15 protein-coding genes are annotated in these 20,390 nt (G+C 73.0%); 2 read left to right on the forward strand and 13 right to left on the reverse strand.

Features of this window, described 5'->3' with window-relative positions:
- Positions 1 to 5 precede the first annotated feature (5 nt).
- The 3 genes from AB0435_RS20775 to AB0435_RS20785 all read right to left on the reverse strand — a co-directional run bounded on the left by AB0435_RS20775 (position 6) and on the right by AB0435_RS20785 (position 3,579).
- Positions 6 to 1,415 carry an FAD-dependent monooxygenase gene (locus tag AB0435_RS20775; RefSeq protein ID WP_366427634.1) on the reverse strand — a complete coding sequence of 470 codons (1,410 nt, stop codon included), beginning with the start codon at positions 1,413 to 1,415 and terminating at the stop codon, positions 6 to 8.
- Between the two features lie 122 nt (positions 1,416 to 1,537).
- Entirely contained in the window at positions 1,538 to 2,410 is an 873-nt protein-coding gene (locus tag AB0435_RS20780) for an alpha/beta hydrolase (protein WP_366427635.1), read from the reverse strand.
- Positions 2,411 to 2,886: 476 nt separating this feature from the next.
- Positions 2,887 to 3,579 (reverse strand): metal-dependent transcriptional regulator, encoded by a 693-nt coding sequence (locus tag AB0435_RS20785; protein WP_366006016.1) that lies wholly within the window; start codon positions 3,577 to 3,579, stop codon positions 2,887 to 2,889.
- A 196-nt stretch (positions 3,580 to 3,775) separates the two neighbouring features.
- On the opposite strand from AB0435_RS20785, the gene AB0435_RS20790 reads away from it, so the two are divergent.
- The gene (locus AB0435_RS20790) at positions 3,776 to 4,531 is read left to right on the forward strand and encodes an SIS domain-containing protein (RefSeq protein WP_366006015.1); all 756 of its coding nucleotides are present in this window, start codon (positions 3,776 to 3,778) and stop codon (positions 4,529 to 4,531) included.
- A 70-nt stretch (positions 4,532 to 4,601) separates the two neighbouring features.
- On the opposite strand, the gene AB0435_RS20795 is transcribed toward AB0435_RS20790, so the two are convergent.
- Together AB0435_RS20795 and pdxH are read right to left on the reverse strand one after the other, a co-directional pair.
- Positions 4,602 to 5,999, reverse strand: coding sequence for a PAS domain-containing protein (locus tag AB0435_RS20795; RefSeq protein WP_366006014.1), 1,398 nt, complete (start codon positions 5,997 to 5,999; stop codon positions 4,602 to 4,604).
- 464 nt (positions 6,000 to 6,463) lie between these two features.
- Positions 6,464 to 7,087: a pyridoxamine 5'-phosphate oxidase gene (pdxH, locus tag AB0435_RS20800; protein WP_366007710.1), complete on the reverse strand. Its 624-nt coding sequence runs from the start codon at positions 7,085 to 7,087 to the stop codon at positions 6,464 to 6,466.
- Between the two features lie 441 nt (positions 7,088 to 7,528).
- On the opposite strand from pdxH, the gene AB0435_RS20805 reads away from it, so the two are divergent.
- Positions 7,529 to 8,638, forward strand: a complete 1,110-nt coding sequence (locus tag AB0435_RS20805) for a citrate synthase 2 (RefSeq protein WP_366007708.1) — start codon at positions 7,529 to 7,531, stop codon at positions 8,636 to 8,638.
- 57 nt (positions 8,639 to 8,695) lie between these two features.
- Here AB0435_RS20805 and AB0435_RS20810 read toward each other — a convergent pair whose 3' ends face one another.
- The 8 genes from AB0435_RS20810 to AB0435_RS20845 all read right to left on the reverse strand — a co-directional run bounded on the left by AB0435_RS20810 (position 8,696) and on the right by AB0435_RS20845 (position 20,115).
- On the reverse strand, positions 8,696 to 9,130 hold the full coding sequence (locus AB0435_RS20810; RefSeq protein WP_366427636.1) for a DUF1772 domain-containing protein: 435 nt from the start codon (positions 9,128 to 9,130) through the stop codon (positions 8,696 to 8,698).
- A gap of 110 nt (positions 9,131 to 9,240) precedes the next feature.
- A complete protein-coding gene (locus AB0435_RS20815; protein ID WP_366007706.1) occupies positions 9,241 to 9,891 on the reverse strand; it encodes a TetR/AcrR family transcriptional regulator in 651 nt (216 codons plus the stop codon).
- Entirely contained in the window at positions 9,879 to 10,619 is a 741-nt protein-coding gene (locus AB0435_RS20820) for an enoyl-CoA hydratase family protein (protein WP_366007705.1), read from the reverse strand. Before AB0435_RS20820 ends, AB0435_RS20815 begins: the two co-directional genes overlap by 13 nt.
- Before the next feature lie 18 nt (positions 10,620 to 10,637).
- Complete coding sequence (locus AB0435_RS20825) at positions 10,638 to 11,795, reverse strand: acyl-CoA dehydrogenase family protein (protein WP_366007704.1); 1,158 nt, start codon at positions 11,793 to 11,795, stop codon at positions 10,638 to 10,640.
- Positions 11,792 to 13,759, reverse strand: coding sequence for a biotin carboxylase N-terminal domain-containing protein (locus tag AB0435_RS20830; protein WP_366427637.1), 1,968 nt, complete (start codon positions 13,757 to 13,759; stop codon positions 11,792 to 11,794). Before AB0435_RS20830 ends, AB0435_RS20825 begins: the two co-directional genes overlap by 4 nt.
- Positions 13,760 to 13,782: 23 nt before the next feature.
- Positions 13,783 to 15,381: a carboxyl transferase domain-containing protein gene (locus tag AB0435_RS20835; protein WP_366427638.1), complete on the reverse strand. Its 1,599-nt coding sequence runs from the start codon at positions 15,379 to 15,381 to the stop codon at positions 13,783 to 13,785.
- Positions 15,378 to 17,138 (reverse strand): acyclic terpene utilization AtuA family protein, encoded by a 1,761-nt coding sequence (locus tag AB0435_RS20840; protein WP_366427641.1) that lies wholly within the window; start codon positions 17,136 to 17,138, stop codon positions 15,378 to 15,380. The genes AB0435_RS20835 and AB0435_RS20840 overlap by 4 nt, the downstream gene beginning before the upstream one ends.
- Positions 17,139 to 17,289: 151 nt before the next feature.
- On the reverse strand, positions 17,290 to 20,115 hold the full coding sequence (locus tag AB0435_RS20845; RefSeq protein ID WP_366427639.1) for an FAD-binding and (Fe-S)-binding domain-containing protein: 2,826 nt from the start codon (positions 20,113 to 20,115) through the stop codon (positions 17,290 to 17,292).
- Positions 20,116 to 20,390: the final 275 nt, after the last annotated feature.

Raw genomic sequence — 20,390 nt, forward strand, 5'->3', positions numbered from 1 at the left:
GCCGGTCAGGAAGCCTCCGCCACATGTCCGTCCGGCCGCACGAGCAGGGTCAGCGGGAGCGGGTCGGCCCGGGTGACCGTGGTGACGTCCGGCTCGGGCCCGGCCTTCGCGCCGCGCGGCAGGACGCGCACGTGCCGTCCGGCGCGCAGTGCCTCGTAGAGCCTCGACGGGCCGTCGGTGGTCTCGGCCAGCGGCAGGTCGGGGGCGCGGCGGCCGGTCATCGGGTGGGCGCCGGGCGGGGCGGGATAGTCGATGCCGATGCCGGACACCATGCTCGCGCCGCGGTCGACGGTGAAGGGCAGGACGCCGACGGCACCGGCCGCGACGTCGCGCAGGGCCCGGGAGGCGGGCGAGCGGAGGAGGGCGGCGCGCAGGATGCCGCCGCTGAGGCGCAGGGTCAGCTTGCCGACCGGGTGGCGTTCGTCGTGATAGCTGTCGAGCAGCGCGCCGTCGGCCCGTCCCTGGAGGACGGCGGCGAGCTTCCAGCCGAGGTTCGCGGCGTCCTGGATGCCGGCGTTCATCCCCATGCCGCCGGCGGGCGAGTGGACGTGCGCGGCGTCGCCCGCGAGGAGGACCCGGCCGTCGCGGTAGCGCGGCACCTGCCGCTCGTCGCTGTGGAAGCGCGAGGTCCAACGGGCGTCGCGCATACCGAAGTCGGTGCCGAACGCGCTGCGGGTGACGGCCCGCAGGGTGTCCATGTCCACGGGGGCGTCGGAGGGGAGATCGCTGCCGCGCTCCCAGGCGATGGCGCGGTACCACCCGTCACCGAACGGCACCAGGAACGCGAAGCCGCCGGCCCCGGCCTCGAAGGCGGGCAGTCCGTCGGGCTCGGTGTCGACCTGGACGTCCGCGAGCATCACGGACCGCAGGACGGCCTTCCCCGGGAAGGGCGTCCCCAGCGCCTTCCGCACGGCGCTGTGCACCCCGTCGGCCCCCACCACGTACGCGGCGCGCAGCCGGCTCCCGGCGCCCTCCTCGCGTACGTCCACCTCCACGCCGTCGGCGTCCTGGCGGAGGCCGGTGACCTCGGCGCCCCGCCTGATCACCGCACCGAGGGCGAGGGCGCGCTCCTCCAGCACGCGCTCCGTCTCGTACTGCGGGGTGAACAGCACGCCCGGGAAGCGGGTGGGCAGCCGGGAGAGGTCGATCCGGGCCCGGCCGAAGAGGCGCAGGGTGGCGGTGAACACCCCTGTTTCCAGGAGCGGTTCGGCGATGCCCCGGGCGTCGAACTGCTCCAGGGTGCGCGCGTGCACCGCGAACGCCCTGGTCAGATTGGACTCCTCGGCCCGCCGCTCCAGCAGCGTGACCCGCACTCCGGCGGCGGCGAGATCCCCGGCGAGCAACAGGCCGGTGGGACCGGCGCCGACGACGAGGACGTCGGCGGACAGGGAGCCGGAAGGCAGCTGGGAGGACATGGCATCTCCTCGGTGTGCGCGGTCGGTGCTCGATGAGCCCTTGCTTCCAGTGGACACCCGGCACCCGAATTATGTCAACGCTTGTTGAATTAATTGCGGGAGCGTGGCGCGACGGGGCCCGGCTACGCCGGGAGCGCCGTCTCCAGGAAGCGCTCGACCTCGCGCCGCCAGGCGTCGGGCTGGTCGTAGTGAACGAAGTGCCCCGCGTCGTGGACCTCCGCGTAGACCCCGCGCGGGAGCACCCGCACCATCTCGTGCGCCTCGGCCCGCCCCAGCTCGCCGTCGAGCCCGCGGACCACCAGCGTCGGGCACTGCACCAGCGCCAGGTCCTCCCAGTGCGCGTCGCGCGCGTACGTCTCGCGGGCGAGCAGCATCTGGCGGCGGGAGAAGACCGGGCGCCAGCCGTCCGAGCGCTCCGCCATCACCTCGGCGTAGAAATCGCCGCGGGCCGGCTTGGGGCGCTCCAGGGCCGGGTCGTCCTCCCCGAACCACTTACGGACGTCCGCGAGCGTGGCGAAGGGCACGGGCCAGGACTTGAACCACTCGCCCCACTCCCGCCGCCCGGCGACACCCAGCGCGGAGGCCCGCATCTCGCAGATCACCAGGGCCCGCACCAGATCGGGGCGGCGGGCGGCGAGCTGCCAGGCGACGAGGGCACCCATGGCGTGACCGACGAGGGTGACGGGCGCGAGCCCGAGCTGCTCCACGGCGGCCTGGGCGTCGGCGACGTACACCTCGCGGGTGAAGGGGCCCTCGACGGGGCGCTCGCTGCGGCCGTGGCCCCGCAGGTCGAGGGCGACCGCGCGATGGCGGGTGGAGAGCCAGCGGGCGGTCTCCGCCCAGTGCGCGGCGCGGCCCATCAGGCCGTGGAGCAGCAGCACCGCACCGGGGCCGCCCGCGCCCTCCGGGCCGCCCTCCGCCTTCGGCGGGTCCGCGAACTCCCAGGCGGCGAGCCGAACTCCGCCGCCTCCACTCACGTCGATACGCCGCACCATGAGCCTGGCACCCCCTCTTCTCCCCCGAGCAGCCCCACTGTATAGAACTGGTATTCGAACACTCGGCTGTCGCGTGCAACACCCCTCGTTCGAGTGACCTTGCTGAAGGGTTGACCGGCGGCGCCCAGGGGAGTAATCGACCTGGGCGTGGACCGCTCGGGGAAGAAGGTCCACGGGGCGGACCCTGGGAGCTCGGGGCTCCGGGTCGCCACGGGGGTACATGGGGAGGCAGGGCCCCGGCAGCTCGTGAGAGCGCCGGGGCCCTCGCCATCTCCGGCCACAGACCCCATCGCAGCCCCTCCCCAGGACGACGGCGCAGCGCGCATATGCGTCAGCGCCAGCGTGGCATGAGGCGGGGCGCTTTGTGCCCTGTACGGGGAGTCCGGGCCGGAGTTGACCCTTGACCGCGGTCCCAGGTGCGCGCAGCCGGCCGGACCGCACGGACCGGCCGGACGTACCCCGAGCCGCGGCCGGGACTACCTCTTCGCCACGAACACGTGCGTGGCGATGTCCGCCTCCAGCTCCGCCGCCTCGCCGCCGCTGCCGACGAGCACGCCGCCCGCGGACTCCGTCACGCTGACGACCGCGCCCGGCTGCACGCCCGCCCGGCGCAGCGTGTACATCAGCTGGGGGTCCGTCTGGATGGGCTCGCCGATGCGGCGGACGACGACGGTCTTGCCCTCGGCGCCCGGCTCCAGGTCCATCAGGCTGACCATGCCGTCGTTGAGGAAGGGGTCCGGCTCGGGCTTCTCGCCCAGCTCCTCCAGACCCGGGATGGGGTTGCCGTACGGCGACTCCGTGGGGTGGCGCAGCAGCTCCAGCACGCGCCGCTCCACCGCCTCGCTCATCACGTGCTCCCAGCGGCACGCCTCGGCGTGCACCTGCTCCCACTCCAGGCCGATCACGTCGACGAGCAGGCACTCCGCGAGCCGGTGCTTGCGCATGACGCGCGTGGCCAGCCGGCGGCCCTCCTCCGTGAGCTCCAGGTGCCGGTCGCCCGCGACCGAGACCAGGCCGTCCCGCTCCATGCGGGCCACCGTCTGGCTCACCGTCGGGCCGCTCTGGTCGAGCCGCTCGGCGATGCGGGCACGCATGGGGACCACACCCTCCTCCTCGAGCTCGAGAATGGTGCGGAGATACATCTCCGTGGTGTCGATCAGTCCGGACATGCGTGCCCCTTGATAAGTCGTGCGCTGGCCCTGGACTCAATTCTGACGCATATCACTGACAACGGTGCCGCGGACGGCGGCGCCCGCCGCCGTCGTATTGACAGGGCCGAGGTCCAGACCGCAACGTGATCCGCGCCACGAGCGTACGCCCAGACCGTACGCGCCACCGGATCCCTAGCTAAGGAGCCCCGCAGCGATGAGCGAGAACAAGCTGGCCGGGCAGTTCTTCGACGCCGCGATCGGGCTTCTCCAGCGGGTGCGCGACGAGGAGGCGGAGCACATCGCCACCGCGGGCTCCATGCTGGCCGACGCCGTGGCGGCCGGGGGCCGGATCTTCGTCTTCGGCGCCGGGCACTCCTCGCTGCCCGCCCAGGACGTCGTCTACCGCGCGGGCGGCCTCGCCCTGGTCAACCTGCTCGCCGTGCCCGGTGTCATCGGCCTCGACGTCATGCCCGCCACCCTCGGCAGCGCCCTGGAACGGGTCGACGGCCTCGCCGGCGCGGTGCTGGACACGAGCCCCGCGCAGGCGGGTGACGTGCTGGTCGTCGTCTCCCTGTCGGGCCGCAACTCACTGCCCGTGGAGATGGCCATGAACGCCCGCGCGCTCGGGCTCCGGGTCGTCGGCGTCACGTCGCTCGCCTACGCCGAGCACACCCGGTCGCGGCACACGTCCGGGACGTTCCTCAAGGACCACTGCGACCTCGTCATCGACAGCAAGATCGAGATCGGGGACGCGGAGCTGACCGCCGACGGCATCGCCGCGCCCTTCGGTCCGGCGTCCACCGTGGTCACGAGCGCGCTGATGCAGGCCGTCGTGGCCTCCGCCGCGGGGGCGCTCGCCGAGCGGGGGATCGACCCGCCCATGCTCCGCTCCGGGAACGTCGACGGGGGCCACGAGTGGAACGGCCGCGTCATGGACGAGTACGGCGACCGCATCTTCTTCCGGCACTGATCCCGGGACCGATTCCGGCACGATCCCGGCGCTGCTTCCGGCACTGGCGCTCCGCTCCCCCGGCCCCGCCCTAGCCTCCTGTCACCACCGCCAGGTCGACCGACGCCGCCACCCGTGACGCGATGTCCTCCGCGTACGTCGCGTCCGCCCGGTCGAACGGCCGCCGGGACGGGCCGCGGAGGAAGGTGACCACGCCCACTGTCCGGCCCCTGCTGCGCAAGGGCGTCGACAGGGCGTGCAGCGTGCCGTCCGGCCACTTGCGCGCCGCCGCCCACCCTTCCGAGCAGTCCGAGACCGCCCGCACGGAACCACAGCGCTCGACCGCCTGGAGCGCCGGATGACCCTCCGCGTACGGCACCGGGATGCCGCCCCGGACGGACGCCAGGGAGGCGGCCGGGCCGGGCGTACCGGCCGGCGTGGCCGCGGCCCGTACGACTCTGACCGGCTCGCGCGGGGTCGCCTCCGGCTCCGGCAGCAGGTCGACCAGAGCGTGGTCGGCGAAGCCGGCGAGCGCGAAGTCCAGATAGAGGGTGGCGGCCTCCATCGGGTCCTCGCACTCGGCCACCGCCCGGCCCGCCCGGTGCAACTGGCTGCTGCGGAAGCGCAGTCGAGCGCTGTCCTGCTCCGTCAGCCGGGCCGCCGTCACGTCCAGGAACAGCCACGCCACCCCCAGCGGCACCGGCTCCTCCGCCAGCGGCGAGGCCAGCCGCAGGAAGCCGCTGCGCCAGCAGCGCCGCTCGGGCGGGGCCCCGCCCTGGTCGCGCAGGGTCACCCAGAGGTCGGTGGGGGCGGGCGGCGCGCCGGCGGCCAGTACGTGCTGGAGGGCGCCCTCGATCTCCTCCACGCCCTGGTCCAGCAGCTCACCGAGGGGGCGCCCCAGCAGGGCCGTGCGCCCCGAGCGCAGGGCGCGCGCCGCGTGCGCGTTGGCGAGCGCCGGGCGCAGGTCGGCGTCCACGAGGACCACGCCCCACGACGCGTCCCCGAACAGCGCCTCGCTCAGCGCGATCGACCGCTCCAGGTCGATCTGCGTGTGCACCTCGCTGAAGGCGCAGTACGCGCCTGCGGGCCTGCCGTCCGCGCCGGGCACCGCCGACAGCTGCGTACGGACCAGGACCCGCCCGCCGTCCTTGGTGAGCAGCGCGAACTCGTGCACCTGGCGGCCGTGCGCCCGCATCGCGGCCATCAGCCGCGCGGTGACCTCCTCGGCGTCCGCCGTGCGCACCGCCCAGCCGGCCAGCCCGTGCCGTCCGACGGCCTCGGCCGCGGTCCAGCCCAGTATCCGCTCGGCCTCGCGGTTCCAGTGGGTGACCGTGCCGTCGGCGTCGAACGCGCACAGGGCCGCGTCCATCCCGTCGAGGAGCGCGGCGAGGAGGCCCGAGTCGTCGCAGTCGGCGCCGGGGGCGGAGCCGGAACCGGGCCCGGCGAGTGCTTCCGGGCGGACCGGCCCGGACTGGTGTGGTGCGGTCACGAGGTACCCCCAGCTGGACGCGTCTGCATGTCCTGCACGACGGGTCATTCAACTCGACCGTGCTGTGCACCACACCGTCTTCGGGGAAATCGTTGCCCACAGGAAATTGGGTTGTGGGCCTCCGGCGCGCTTCCTAGGGTGGTGCGCACACGAGAAGGGAGGTGGTTCGGGACATGATTTCAGTCCGGACGCGTGAGGTGACTGCGGGCTAGCGCCCGTCGTCGCGCACAGCGCAACGCCGGCTCCGCCGGCCAATCCCAAGCAGTCACCCGATCCGTGGGCTGCCGAGTCGTCCGCTCGGCGCTCGTCACCATGACGAGCAGTGGCCCACGGATCGCTGCGTTTTCCGCATGCGCTCGGCCTTGGGGCCTGTACGGCGGGCCTTGTCGGTCGACTGCGGGTGCTTTCGTCCGCACCACCGCTGCGCGGCGGGACACTCCCGAAGGGCGCCCCGCCGGACACGGCTAAGGACAGAGCCGCTCCACTCGCCAGGCACCGTCCGTCAGGACATACCGCAGGCGGTCGTGCAGCCTGTTCTCGCGGCCCTGCCAGAATTCCACCGATTCCGCGGTCACCCGGAATCCGCCCCACCCGGTGGGGACCGGCACCGGTTCGCCCTCCGGATAGCGCGCGGCCAGCCGCTCGTACGCCGCGTCGATCTCCGCGCGGGAGCCGACGACCGCCGACTGCGAGCTCGCCCACGCGCCGAGCTGCGAACCGTGCGGCCGGGAGTGGAAATACGCGGCGGTCTCCGCCGGGTCCACCCGCCGCGCGGTGCCGGTCACGATGACCTGCCGGGCGAGCGGGTGCCAGGGGAAGAGCAGGCAGACGTGCGGATTGCCGTTGATCTCACCGGCCTTGCGCGAGCCGTAGTTGGTGTAGAAGACGAAACCGCGCTCGTCGTAGCCCTTGAGCAGCACGGTCCGCGCGCTGGGCCGCCCTTCGGCGTCCGCGGTCGACAGGACCATGGCGTTGGGTTCCTGGAGGCCGCTCGCGAACGCCTCGGCGAACCAGACGGCGAACTGCTCGTACGGGCCGGTGGCCAGGTCCGCCTCCAGGAGGCCCCGGGAGCCGTACTGCTCGCGCATGGCGGCGGGGTCGAGCGCGCCCGCGTGGAACTCCGGCTGGTGGAACTCCGGTGCGTGGAACTCATCGGGATGGGTCACGCGCTCATCTTGCAACACCGGCCCTCTTCGCCCACTCGGGCGTAGCCGATCAGTCTGCCCCTCGTGTTCCCTCCGGACCCCGTGATCGCGGAATTCCGCGGTGTGCCGGACATCACCCTTCCCCGCGTCTGTCCGGACACCCCAAAATCGCAGGGCGGGAGGCTGTGGGACCCGCACATCACCAGCTATCGTGTCCGGCCTGAATCCGGTACCCGGCGCTTGGGACAAGGCCGGGCGCGGAACCGGGTGAAAGACAGCCGCACGGGGCATGACCGGGTTGACCGATCCGGACCGCGAGCCGCGCCTTGCGGCCGCGTAACCGGCCCGGACCCGCTCGTCGCACACATCATGAGGAGCCGCCTGATGTCCGACTTCGTACCCGGACTCGAAGGAGTCGTCGCGTTCGAGACGGAGATCGCAGAACCCGACAAGGAAGGCGGCTCGCTCCGCTACCGCGGTGTGGACATCGAGGACCTCGTCGGTCAGGTGTCCTTCGGGAACGTCTGGGGTCTGCTGGTCGACGGTTCGTTCAACCCCGGTCTGCCGCCCGCCGAGCCGTTCCCGATCCCCGTGCACTCGGGTGACATCCGGGTCGACGTGCAGTCGGCGCTGGCGATGCTCGCTCCCGTCTGGGGCCTCAAGCCCCTGCTCGACATCGACGAGGCGACCGCCCGCGACAACCTCGCCCGCGCCGCCGTCATGGCGCTCTCCTACGTCGCCCAGTCGGCGCGCGGGCAGGGCCTGCCGATGGTCCCGCAGCGGGAGATCGACAAGGCGGAGACCATCGTCGAGCGCTTCATGAAGCGGTGGCGCGGCGAGCCCGACCCGCGGCACGTCAAGGCCGTCGACGCGTACTGGACCTCCGCGGCCGAACACGGCATGAACGCCTCGACGTTCACCGCCCGCGTCATCGCGTCGACCGGCGCGGACGTCGCCGCCGCCCTGTCCGGCGCGGTCGGCGCGATGTCCGGCCCGCTGCACGGCGGGGCGCCGTCCCGCGTGCTCGGCATGATCGAGGAGATCGAGCGCACGGGCGACGCCACGGCGTACGTCAAACAGGCCCTGGACCGCGGTGAGCGCCTGATGGGCTTCGGCCACCGCGTCTACCGCGCCGAGGACCCCCGTGCGCGCGTACTGCGGCGCACGGCCAAGGAGTTGGCCGCGCCCCGCTTCGAGGTCGCCGAGGCGCTGGAGAAGGCAGCGCTGGAGGAGCTCCACAACCGCCGCCCGGACCGGGTGCTGGCCACGAACGTCGAGTTCTGGGCGGCGATCGTGCTGGACTTCGCGGAGGTCCCGGCGCACATGTTCACGTCGATGTTCACCTGCGCCCGCACGGCGGGCTGGAGCGCGCACATCCTCGAACAGAAGCGGACGGGCCGCCTGGTCCGCCCGTCGGCCCGCTACGTGGGCCCCGGCCCCCGCAACCCCAGCGAGATCTCCGGCTACGCCGACATCCCGGCGGTACGGAACTGAACCCCGGCCCCCGGACCCGCGCACGGCGGGTCAGGGGGCTTCACGGGGGGGGCGGGGTCAGCGGACGGCGACGGCCACGGCCAGCGCCGCGAGCAGGTAACCCTGCAGGACGACGCGGAGGTTGATGACCCGGTCCCAGCCCCGCTGCAGCGAACGGGCGTCCTCGGGCTGCCGGTCCGCAAGGACGGCTTCGACGAACGCCCGGTTGATCGGTGCGCTGACCTTCGCGTAGACGACCAGCCAGATGCCCGCGGCCACGGCCGCGGTCCCCGCCAGCACGGCCGAGGCGTACGAGCCGGCAAGTGCGGTCGTCACGATGCCGAGCACGATCGCCACGACACTGACCGCACCCGCGACGGGCATGCGGCGGTCCCCGTAGAGATGGACATAGCCCATGGCGCGGGCCAGGGTGACGTCGTCGGCCCGCGCCATGGCGGAGCGCTGGACGAGCGCGCAGAAGACGTCGGTGCCGTAGACGATGGCATTCGACATGACGGCTATCAACAAGAAGGCCAGACCGGCTGTTTGCATGGTTCTTCCTCGTCTTCGGATGACAGACATGCGCACCATGACAACGCCGGAGAACCTCCGGTCGAGCCCGTTCATTCCACACTGCCGCGCTCTTCGCCCCCCTCCCCCTCCCGCCCCCGTGTCCGCAGCATCCCGTCCAGGACGTCCGACCAGTGGGCCACCACGCGTTCGCGGCGCGCGCTGTCGTCCGTCAGGAGGTTGGCCAGGCCCATGCCGCGGGCCATGTCGAGGACGCCCTGCACCGTTTCCCGTACGCCCTCGTGGGTCTCGTCCGCTCCCAGGAGTTCCACGGTCATCCGGTGCACTTCCCGGCCCACTCGTGTCTCCAGGTCCGTGACCCGGGCGCGGAGGGTCTCCTCGTTCGCGGCGACGACCCAGAGCTGGAGGGCCGCGCTGAAGAGCGGGCCGGTGAAGACGCCGACGAGTTCGCGGACGACCGCGTAGGTGCGGGCCGGGCCGGAGATCAGGCCGGCCGGGGCGAGGGCGGCGCGCAGGGCGGCCGAGCGCTGTTCGGCGACGTAGCCGACTGCGGCGGTGAACAGGTCCTCCCGCGTACGGAAATGATGCTGCGCGGCGCCCCGCGACACCCCGGCCCGCTCGGCGACCACGGAGACCGTCGAACCGGCCCAGCCGTACTCCGCGAGACACTCCACGGCCGCCTCCAGCAGCCGCTGCCGGGTGACGCGGCTGCGGTCCTGCTTGGGCACGCTCACCGGACCCATGCGGGATCCCTCCGCTCCAGGAACGCCGTCATGCCCTCGCGCGCCTCCTGCGAGGCGAAGAGCCGGGCGGACCGCTCGGCCAGCGCGTCCGTGTCGCGGTCGAGTACGCGCCGCACCTCCGCCGTCACCAGCCGCTTGGACTCGGCGAGCCCCTGCGGCGAGCCGCGCCGCAGCCCGTCCAGCACCGGCGCGAGCACCTCGTCCGGCTCGCCGGCCAGTGTGACGAGCCCGGTCCGCGCGGCCTCCGCCGCGCCGAAGCGCTCGCCGGTCAGGAAGTAGCGCGCGGCCGCGCGGGCGTCCAGCCGCGGCAGCAGCACCATGGAGATCACCGCGGGCGCCAGCCCCAGCCGGGCCTCCGTGAAGGCGAACGAGGACCTCTCCCCCGCCACGGAGATGTCGCAGGCCCCCAACAGCCCCAGCCCGCCGGCCCGGACGTGCCCGTCGACGACGGCGACGACGGGCTTGGGCAGCTCCACGACCGCGCGCATCAGCCGGACGAGCCCCAGCGGGGCCGACGCGTCCGATCCCGCCTCGCTCAGGTCGGCACCGGCGCAGAACGTGTTGCCGGTGTGCGTCAGGACGACGGCCCGGACGGCGGAGTCCTCCGCCGCCCCGGCGAGGGCGTCGTGCAGTTCGCCGACGAGCCGTGCGGACAGGGCGTTGCGGTTGTGCGGGGAATCGAGCGTCAGGGTGGCTATCCCCTGCTCATGGGAACGGCGGACGAGCATCGGGCAACTCGATTCTTGTCAGTAGGACTTGGGGAGTCCCAGCGTTCGGTGCGACACGTAATTGAGGATCATCTCCCGGCTGACCGGCGCGATCCGCGCCACCCGGGACGCCGTGACCAGCTGCGCGAGCCCGTACTCGGTGGAGAGGCCGTTGCCGCCCAGCGTGTGCACGGCCTGGTCGACGGCGCGCACGGCGGCGTCGGCGGCCGCGAACTTCGCCATGTTCGCGGCTTCCCCCGCGCCGGCGTCGTCGCCGGAGTCGTAGAGATGAGCGGCCTTCCGCATCATGAGCCGGGCGAGTTCGATCTCGATGTGCGACTGCGCGAGGGGGTGCGCGACGGCCTGGTGGGCGCCGATGGGCTCCTTCCACACCTGTCGCGTACGGGCGTAGTCCACGGCCCGGCCCAGGGCGTACCGCGCCATGCCGAGGGCGAACGCGGCGGTCATGATGCGCTCGGGGTTGAGCCCGGCGAAGAGCTGGAGCAGACCGGCGTCCTCGTTCCCCACCAGGGCGTCGCCCGGCAGCCGGACGTCGTCCATGAGAAGCTCGAACTGTGCTTCCGGCGAGGCGAGTTCCATGGGGATCCGCCGGAACGAGAAGCCGGGTGTCTCCCGCTCGACGATGAAGAGGCAGGGTTTGAGCTTGCCGGTCCGCGCGTCCTCCGTACGCCCGACGATCAGTGTGGCGTCGGCGACGTCGACTCCCGAGATGAAGACCTTCCGCCCGCCCAGCACCCATCCGTCACCGTCCCGGCGGGCGGTCGTGGTGATGCGGTGGGAATTGGAACCGGCCTCGGGCTCGGTGATGCCGAAGGCCATCCGGAGCGCGCCGGAGGCCAGTCCGGGCAGCCATTTCCGCTTCTGCTCCTCCGTGCCGAATCGGGCGATCACAGTGCCGCAGATCGCGGGCGAGACGACCATCAGCAGAAGCGGGCTTCCAGCGGCACCCAATTCCTCCAGGACGATGGAGAGTTCGGCGATTCCGCCACCGCCGCCCCCGTACTCGACGGGCAGGTTCACGCCCAGGTATCCGAGTCTGCCGGCCTCCGCCCACAGTTCGTCGGCGTGCTTTCCCTCGCGTACGGCCTGGGCGACGTATTCACGTCCGTAGCGCCGCCCGAGCGCGGCGACGGCGGCGCGGAGATCGGCGTGTTCCGTGCTCTCGACAAGGGTCATGGCATCGGCTCCTCGGTGACGACGGCGAGCAGGGCGCCGACCTCGACCTGACGACCGGGGACGGCGTGCAGGGCGGTGAGCGTGCCGTCGGCGGGCGAGACGACACGGTGTTCCATTTTCATGGCCTCGATCCACACCAAAGGCTGTCCGGTGCGCACGACTTCGCCGACGGCGAGGCCTTCGGCGAGCCGCACGACGACACCGGGCATGGGCGCGAGAAGGGAGCCGGGCGCCACATGAGTGCGGGGCTCGGGAAAGCGCGGCAGGGCGACGAACGCGTGCGGGCCCACGTGCACGCGGTCGCCGTACACGGCCACTTCGTACGTACGGCGAATGCCGTCGGTCTCCAGCACGACTTCCGTGGGGCGGGAACTCAGCAGCCGGACGTGCGGGAATTCCTCCGCGGTCAGTCCGTCGCGCCCGAGCCGGTAGCGGACCTCGATCTCCTCCCCGCCGGGCTCGGTGCGATAGCGCTTGACCTGTGTCCGGGACGGGAGATTGCGCCACCCGCCCACGTGGCGGGGCACGGGAGGAATCTCCGCCGTCCGGCGCGCGGCGGCGTCGGCGAGCGCGGCGACAAGGGCGGCTATCCGTACGGATCGGCCGTCCCCGGGTTCTGTGAGTTCGGGGAGATACCGGTCGAAGAATCCGGTGTCCATCTGTCCGGCGACGAACTCCGGGTGCCTGAGCGAGCGTACGAGCAATTCCTGGTTGGTCACCAGGCCGTGGACCTGGGCGCGCTCCAGTTCGTGGGCGAGCCGCCGTACGGCCTCGCCCCTTGTGGGGGCCCAGGCGATGACCTTGGCGAGCAGCGGGTCGTAATGCGCGCCGACGGGATCGCCGTCCTCGACGCCGGAGTCGACGCGGAGGATTCCGCCGGCTGTGGAGTCGACGCGGAGAATTCCATCGGCCGTGGAGGAGGCGCCGGTCCCCACCGAAAGGCGCCGCATCACCCCGGTCTGCGGCAGCCAGCCGTTCGCCGGGTCCTCCGCGTAGAGCCGGGCGGAAACCGCGTGCCCGGACGCCACCGGCGGCTCGCCCAGGGCGATTCCCTCGGCCACCCGGAATTGCAGGGCGACGAGATCCACGCCGTACACGCATTCGGTGACCGGATGCTCCACCTGCAAGCGGGTGTTCATCTCCAGGAAGTACGGCCGCCCGTCCCGCCCCACCAGGAATTCGACGGTGCCCGCGCCCACATATCCGATGGCCCGTGCCGCGTCGACGGCGGCGGCCGAGAGGGCGGACCGAAGCTCCTCGGGGAGGAACGGCGCCGGCGCCTCCTCGATCACCTTCTGGTGCCGCCGCTGGAGCGAGCAGTCGCGGGTTCCCAGCGCCCATACGGTGCCGTGGCCGTCCGCGAGGATCTGCACCTCGACGTGCCGCCCGTCCTCCACATAGGGCTCGACGAACACCTCGCCGTCGCCGAACGCGGACAGCGCCTCGGTGCGGGCGGAGGCCAGCGCGCCCTCGAATTCGGCGAGTTGCCGCACCACCCGCATTCCGCGTCCGCCACCACCGGCGGCGGCTTTCACGAGCACCGGCAGATCGGCTCCGAAGACCTCGGCGGGGTCGAGGGCCGCGAGCAGGGGCACGCCGGCGGCGGCCATCAATTTCTTCGCCCGGGTCTTCGACGCCATGGCCTCGATCGCGGACGGCGGCGGGCCGATCCACACCAGCCCGGCCCCGGCGACCGCGCGGGCGAACTCCGCGCTCTCGGAAAGGAATCCGTATCCGGGGTGCACGGCGTCCGCCCCGGCGGCGAGCGCGGCTTTCACCACGAGGTCCCCGCGCAGATAGGTGTCGGAGGCGGCCGACCCCGGCAGCCGTACGGAGGATTCCGCCTCCCTCACGTGCCGCGCGGAGGCGTCGGCGTCCGCGTGCACGGCGACGGTGGCGATCCCCAGTTCACGGCAGGTGCGGAAGATCCGGCAGGCTATCTCGCCCCGATTGGCGACCAGCACGGAATGAATCGTCACGAGAGCCCTCACATCCGGAAGACGCCGAAGCCGCCACGCGCGCCCTCCACGGGCGCGGAGTGCACGGCGGAAAGGCAGAGCCCCAGCACGGTCCGCGTGTCGCGCGGATCGATGACGCCGTCGTCGTAGAGCCGCCCCGAGAGGAACATGGCCAGCGATTCCGATTCGATCTGCCGCTCAACGGCGGCCCGCAGAGCGGCGTCGGCCTCGTCGTCGTAGGGCTGTCCTTTCGCCGCCGCGGCGGCGCGGGCGACGATCGAGAGCACCCCCGCCAGCTGCTGCGGGCCCATGACGGCGGATTTCGCGCTGGGCCACGCGAAGAGGAAGCGGGGGTCGTACGCCCGCCCGCACATGCCGTAGTGCCCGGCGCCGTACGAGGCCCCCATGAGCACCGACAGATGCGGGACCCGGGAATTGGACACGGCGTTGATCATCATCGCTCCGTGCTTGATGATGCCGCCCTGCTCGTATTCCTGGCCGACCATATAGCCGGTGGTGTTGTGCAGGAAGATCAGCGGGGTGTCGAGGCGGTTGGCCAGCTGGATGAACTGCGCGGCCTTCTGGGACTCGGCGCTGAAGAGGACGCCCTGGGCATTGGCCAGCACGCCCACCGGATATCCGTACACCCGCGCCCACCCGGTCACCAAGCTGGTGCCGTACAGCGGCTTGAACTCGTCGAAGTCGGAGCCGTCGACCACCCGGGCGATGACCTCGCGGGGATCGAAAGGGACCTTCAGATCGCCGGGCACGATCCCCAGCAATTCCTCCTCGTCGTGGACGGGCGGCGAGAAAGCCGGCGCACTCTCTCCTGCTTTCCGCCAGTTGAGGCGGGCCACCACGCGCCGGGCCTGGCGGAGCGCATCGAGTTCGTCGACCGCCAGGTGATCGGCGAGGCCCGAGACCCGCGCGTGCATCTCGGCGCCGCCCAGCGCCTCGTCGTCCGCGTCCTCACCGGTGGCCATTTTGACCAGGGGCGGCCCGCCGAGGAAGACCTTGGCCCGTTCCTTGACCATGATGACGTGGTCGGACATTCCGGGGATGTACGCGCCACCGGCGGTGGAGTTCCCGAAGACGACGGCGACGGTCGGAATTCCGGCGGCGGACAGCCGGGTGATGTCCTTGAACAGGGCGCCGCCGGGGATGAAGATCTCCTTCTGGCTGGGCAGATCGGCACCGCCGGATTCGACGAGCGCGACGCAGGGCAGGCGGTTCGCGCGGGCGATCTCGTTGGCGCGCAGGATCTTCTTCAGCGTCCAGGGATTGCTGGCGCCGCCCCGTACGGTCGGGTCGTTCGCCGTGACGAGGCATTCCACGCCCTCGATCACGCCGATGCCGGTGACGACGGACGCCCCCACCGCGTAATCGCTGCCCCAGCCGGCGAGCGGTGACAGTTCCAGGAAAGGCGTGTCGGGGTCCAGGAGCGATTCGATGCGCTCCCGGGCGAGCAGCTTGCCGCGGGCGCGGTGCCGGGCGACGTATTTCTCCCCGCCTCCGGCGAGCGCCTTCGCGTGCTCCGCGTCGAGTCCGGCGAGCTTGGCGAGCATGGCCTCGCGGGCGGCGAGGTGGTCGGGACCGGCGGGGTCGAGCGTGGACGCCAGGGTGGTCACAGCAGCGCCTCCGGTATGTCCAGGTGCCGGGCGCGCAGCCACTCGCCGAGCGCCTTGCCCTGCGGGTCGAAGCGGGCCTGGGAGGCGACGCCTTCGCCGAGGATCCCGTCGATGGTGAAGTTGAGCGCCCGGAGGCTGGGCAGGAGATGCCGCTCGACGGTGAACCGGGCGGCCTCGGGGAGGAGTTCGCGCAACCGCTCGACGGTCAGCTCGTGGGCGAGCCAGCGCCAGGCGTCGTCGTCGCGGACCCACACACCGATATTGGCGGATCCGCCCTTGTCCCCGCTGCGCGCGCCGGCGATCGTCCCGAGGGGTACGCGGCGGGTGGGGCCGGCGGGCAGGGGCCGGGGGAGCGGCGGTGACGGCAGCGCCGCGAGGGCGCCGGGCCCGGGCTCGGGTGCCGGGGCGGGCCCGGGCTCGGCGCCCTGCTGTCCGGCGCCCGAGCACGGCGGGATCCGCAGCCGCGTCCCGTCGGGGAGCACCGCCACGTGCCGCACCGCGTACGCGTCGACGTACGCCGCCTCGAAGACCCCGTACGGCATGCTGTTGCCCGGCGGGGCCGTGACGTGGAAGCCGGGGTAGCTGGACAGGGCGAGCTGGATCGCGGCGCTGCTGACGGCGCGGCCGACCACCTCGGGGTCGGGGTCGCGCACGACGAACCGCAGCAGGGCGCTCGCCTCCTCCTCCACGGCCGCGTCGGCGCGGTCCGTGCGGGCGAGGGTCCACTGGACCTCCGCCGGGCGGCGCCGGGCGAGGGCCTCTTCGAGCTGCTCGCGGACGAGGGACGCCTTGGCCTCGATGTCGAGCCCGGTGAGGACGAACACGACCTCGTTGCGCCAGCCGCCCACCCGGGTCAGGCCGGTCTTGAGGAAAGGCGGCGGGACCTCGCCGCGCACCCCGCTGATCCGCACCCGGTCCGGCCCGTCGTCCGTGAGCCGCACCGTGTCGAACCGTGCCGTGACGTCCGGGCCCGGGTAGCGGGGGCCCGCGGTCTCGTAGAGCAGCTGCGCGGTGACCGTGCCGACGGTCACCGCGCCGCCGGTGCCGGGGTGTTTGGTGATCACCGCGGAGCCGTCCGCGTGGATCTCGGCGATGGGGAAGCCGGGGTGGGCGACGCCGTGCGGACCGGATATCTCCTGGAAGAAGGAGTAGTTGCCGCCGGTCGCCTGGGCGCCGCACTCCAGGACGTGCCCGGCGACGACCGCGCCCGCGAGCCGGTCGAGGTCCTCCGCCAGCCAGCCGAAGTGGGCGGTCGCGGGGCCGGTGACGAGCGCGGCGTCGGTGACGCGCCCGGTCACCACGACGTCGGCGCCCGCCCGCAGGCAGGCGGCGATCCCGGCGCCGCCGAGATAGGCGTTGGCGGTGAGCACGCCCGGCCCCCAGTCGCGCTCGGCGAGCAGGTCGTCGCCCTCGACGTGCGCGACGCGCACGGACACCCCCACGCGGTCGGCGAGCGCGCGGATCTCGTCGGCGAGCCCGGCGGCGTTGAGCCCGCCCGCGTTGGCGACGAGCTTCACCCCCCGGTCGACGGCGAGCCCGAGCCCCTCCTCCAGCTGGCCGAGGAAGGTCTTGGCGTACCCGCGCCGGGGGTTCTTGAGCCGGTCCCGGCCGAGGATGAGCATGGTGAGCTCGGCGAGGTAGTCGCCGGTGAGCACGTCCAGGGGGCCGCCGGTGAGCATCTCGCGCAGGGCGTCGAAGCGGTCTCCGTAGAAACCGGAGGCGTTGCCGATGCGGAGCGGGGAGCGGACCCCGCTCATCCGTAGGTCCTCGGCTGCCTCGACGGGGTTGACCACCGCGTACTCCTCTGGGACAGGTGATGTGACGAACGATTGCGCCGGCCCCCGTGCCTGGCGTTGCCGCCGCCCTGAGGGTCCCAGTCGCCAGAGAAACAAGCAAGCGTGCTTGCCTTTATTTTCCGTGCTGCTTACGGGAGTTGCCTGAGAGGCAATCCGCGAGCACCTCCGCCAGGTGGCGCCCCTCGCGTCCGGCGAGCTCGCCGAGCTGCGTGCGGCAGGAGAACCCGTCGGCCAGCACCTCGGCCCCCTCCCCGGCCGCGCGCACGGACGGCAGCAACTGCTCCTCGGCGCAGGCCACGGACACGTCGTAGTGCCCCCGCTCGAAACCGAAGTTCCCGGCGAGGCCACAGCATCCTCCGCTCAACTCCCCTGTCAGTCCAGCCCGTTCACGCAACCGCCGCTCCGCGCCGTCGCCCAGCACCGCGTGCTGATGGCAGTGCGTCTGACCGACGACGGGACGGTCGAGACGCGGCGGCGCCCAGTGCGGTGCGAGCTCTGCGAGCGTCTGGGCGAACGTACGGACCGACGCGGCGAGCCGGTGCGCGCGCGGGTCGTCGGGGAGGAGCTCGGGCAGGTCGGTACGGAGAGCAGCGGCGCAGCTCGGTTCCAGGACGGTGACGGTGAGGCCGGCGTCGAGGGCGGGGGCCATGACGTCGAGGGTCCGCCTCAGCCGCCTGCGCGCGGTGGCGAGTTGGCCGGTGGAGATCCAGGTGAGGCCGCAGCACGCCGCTCCCGGCGGGAGCGTGACACGCAGTCCGGCGTCGTGGAGCACGGCCACGGCGGCCCGGCCGACCCGCGGCGCGAGGTGGTCTGTGAACGTGTCCGGCCACAGCACGGTGTCGGCGGCGCCGCCCGCCCGCTCCCTCGCCGCCCACCACGACCGGAACGTCTCCCCCGGCAGCGCGGGCAGCGCCCGCTCCGGCGCGATGCCGCCGATCCGCTTGGCGAGAGCGCCCAAGGGGCCGCCCGCCAGGGCGTTCAGGACCGGAGCGGCCCGGAGCGCCGAGGCCGCACGGAGCCACACCGGGAGCCACCCCATCGAGTAGTGGCCCGCGGGCCTCGGCCGGCCCGCGTAGTGGTGATGGAGGAACTCCGCTTTGTACGTCGCCATGTCGACGCCCACCGGGCAGTCGCTGCGGCACCCCTTGCACGAAAGGCACAGGTCGAGGGCGTCCCGGACCTCCTCGGAACGCCAGCCGTCCCGCACCACCTCGCCCGCCAGCATCTCGTGCAGCAGGCGGGCGCGGCCGCGCGTGGAGTGCGCCTCCTCCCCCGTCACGCGGTACGAAGGGCACATCACGCCCGCGCCGTGCACCGTCGTCTCCCGGCACTTGGCGACGCCCACACACCGCCGGACCGCCGCCGTGAAGTCCCCGCCATCACCCGGATAGGCGAACTCCACGTCCACCGGGCCCTTGGGCAGAGGTGCGAAGCGGAGGTTCTCGTCCAGGCGGTGAGGGCGGGCCAGGATGCCGGGGTTGAGGCCGTTCGCCGGGTCCCAGAGGTCCTTGAAGTGCTCGAAGGCCCGCACCATCGCCGGCCCGTACATCCTCGGCAGCAGCTCGGCCCGCGCCTGCCCGTCACCGTGCTCGCCCGACAGCGAACCGCCGTGCGCGACGACCAGCTCCGCCACCTCCTCGGAGAACTCCCGGAAGCGCCGCACCCCGCCCGCGCTCACCAGGTCGAAGTCGACGCGTACGTGCACACAGCCGTCACCGAAGTGCCCGTACGGCGCGCCGCGCAGCCCGTAGCGGCCCAGCAGCGCCCGGAACTCCCGCAGATACGCGCCCAGCCGCGCCGGCGGCACCGCGCAGTCCTCCCAGCCGGGCCACGCCTCGGCGCCGTCCGGCATGCGGGTCGCCGTGCCCGCGGCATCGTCCCGTACGCGCCACAGGGCACGCTGCCCCGCCGGGTCGGTGATCACCGTATGGCCGGCCGTCTCCGGCGCCGCCGCCCGCACGATCTCCCCGGCGCGCGCCGCCGCCTCGGCCGGGGAGTCCCCGCCGGTCTCCACGAACAGCCAGGCCGCGCCCTTCGGCAGGCCGGACGCGTCGCCCACGAGGTCGGCGGCCATGCCCTCGACGGTCAGCGGCCCGTACGGCAGCAACAGGTGCGCGGCGTCGGCCGCCGCGCTCTCGTGCCCGTACCCCAGCACCGCCAGGGCACGGGCCTTCGGCGCCGCCACCAGCTCGACCGTCGCCTCGGTCAGCACCCCGAGCGTGCCCTCGCTGCCCGTGAAGGCGCGGGCCACGTCGACGTGCTTCTCGGGCAACAGCTGGTCCAGCGCGTACCCCGAGATCCGCCGCGGCAGCTCCGGGAAGCCGGTGCGCAGCAGCGCCAACTGCCCCTCGGCCAGCCCCCGCAGCCCGTCGGCCAGCCGCGGCGGCAGCCCGCCGAGACCGCGCCCGAGCCGCGCCCGCTCGCCACCGTAGGTGAGGACCCGCAGCTCACGTACGTTGTCCGCCGTCGTGCCCCAGGCGACGGAGTGCGAGCCGCACGCGTTGTTGCCGATCATCCCGCCGAGCGTGCAGCGCGCGTGCGTCGACGGGTCGGGCCCGAACGTCAGCCCATACTGACGCGCCGCCGCGCGCAGCGTGTCCAGTACGACACCGGGCTGCACGACGGCCGTACGGGCCTCCGGGTCGATCCCGGTGATCTCCTTCATGTGCCTGGTGAAGTCCATGACGACGCCGACCCCGGTGGCCTGCCCACCGACCGACGTCCCACCACCACGGGCCACCACGGGCACACCGTACTCACGGCAGACGGCCAGGGCGGCCTCGACGTCCTCCTCGTCACGCGGCGCGAACGTGCCCAACGGCACGCGGCGGTAGTTGGAGGCGTCCATGGTGAGCAGGGCGCGGCTCGCGGTGTCGAAGGCGACGTCTCCGCGGGTGGCGGCGCGCAGGGCGGTCTGGAGGGCGCGGGGGTCACTCATGGGTCCAGTGTGGGTCGGGGGTGGGCGTTTCTCGGTGCGTGACGCCTGCGGCGGGCTTTTCCCCGGGCTGCGCCTGCTTGTGCGGCTCCGCCGCGCGGGGGCTCCGGCCCGGGTTCCTTCCCGGCTGCGCCTGATCTGCGGCTCCGCCGCGTGCGGGGCTGCGCCCCAGGCCCCTTGTCCGCGGGTCGGTTGGCGCCTGCGGCGCTTTGTTCCCCTACCCCGCCCCTTCCCGAAACTGGGGCGCTGCCCCAGACCCCGAGCTGCCGGTCCGTTGC

This window comes from Streptomyces sp. NPDC051173, from assembly GCF_040689515.1.
Classification (GTDB): Bacteria; Actinomycetota; Actinomycetes; order Streptomycetales; family Streptomycetaceae; genus Streptomyces.